The organism is Mycobacterium pinniadriaticum (assembly GCF_026242045.1).
Lineage (GTDB): Bacteria > Actinomycetota > Actinomycetes > Mycobacteriales > Mycobacteriaceae > Mycobacterium > Mycobacterium pinniadriaticum.
Map to the genome: position 1 here is coordinate 1 of NZ_JAPJDO010000106.1, position 1205 is coordinate 1205.

Below are 1205 nucleotides of genomic sequence, written 5' to 3' on the forward strand. Positions count from 1 at the left end.
GGTCGCACCTCGGCGTCGTTGTCGACACGTAAACGGACGCTGCGCCGCGCCTCTGCCGGTGGTTACCGTGAACGGATAGCCGCCGCGTGCTTCCAAACGGCTTGCACCACAGGCGATCTGAGCCTGGTGCTCTACGACGTCACCACCCTGTACTTCGAGGCCGACAAAGAAGACGACCTGCGCAAAGTCGGCTACTCCAAGGAACGCCGCGTCGACCCGCAGATCGTGGTCGGGCTGTTGGTCGACCGGCAAGGTTTCCCGCTGGAGATCGGCTGCTTTGAGGGCAACAAGGCCGAGACCCTGACCATCGTGCCGATCGTGACCGCCTTCCAGCAGCGGCATGCAATCACCGACATGGTCGTCGTCGCCGATGCCGGCATGCTCTCGGCCACGAACCTGCGTGACCTCGATGAGGCCGGGTTGCGATTCATCGTCGGATCCAGAGTCACCAAAGCCCCGGGCGATCTGACATCGCACTTCCATTGGCACGGCAACCTTTTCACCGACGGCCAGATCATCGACACCATCACCCCACGCGATCAGCGCGGCACCGCCACCAAGACCAGCGACCCGAAACTCAAAGCCGAACCCATCTGGAACCCGACGACACACCCGAAATCGTGGCGAGCGGTATGGGCCTACTCGACCAAACGGGCGGTCCGCGACACCAAGACACTGAACCTGCAGGAACACAAGGCCCGCGCAGTCGTCGCCGGCGACAAGACAGCCCGCACACCACGATTCGTCACAGTCCGAAATGGGGCCCGTACCCTCGACGAAGCCTCCCTGCAGCGCGCACGCCATCTGGTCGGCCTCAAAGGCTATGTCACCAACATCGACACCACGCTCATGCCCGCCACCGAGATCATCTCCAGCTACCACGACCTGTGGCGAGTCGAGCAGTCCTTCCGGATGTCGAAATCCGACCTCGCCGCCCGGCCCATGTTTGCCCGCACCCGCGACGCCATCGAAGCCCACCTCACCATCGTGTTCACCGCCCTGGCCCTCAGCCGCGAAATCCAGACCCGAACCGGGCTCTCGCTACGGCGATTCCTGCGCACCATCAAACCCCTGCGCAACGCCACCATCGACATCAACGGCGTCATCGCCACCTACCCGCCAGCAATAAACCCCGAGGTCGAGACGATCCTCAACGCCCTGAAGACCGAAAAATCAAGGCACTAAGCCAAATGACCCAACTCGGG

General features: G+C 62.9%; 1 protein-coding gene. It reads left to right on the forward strand.

Translation table 11 applies throughout. From position 1 onward, the window contains the following. A partial coding sequence (locus ORI27_RS32840) for an IS1634 family transposase (protein WP_266001427.1) occupies positions 1-1185 on the forward strand: 1185 nt, incomplete at its 5' end. Between the last annotated feature and the right edge of the window lie 20 nt (positions 1186-1205).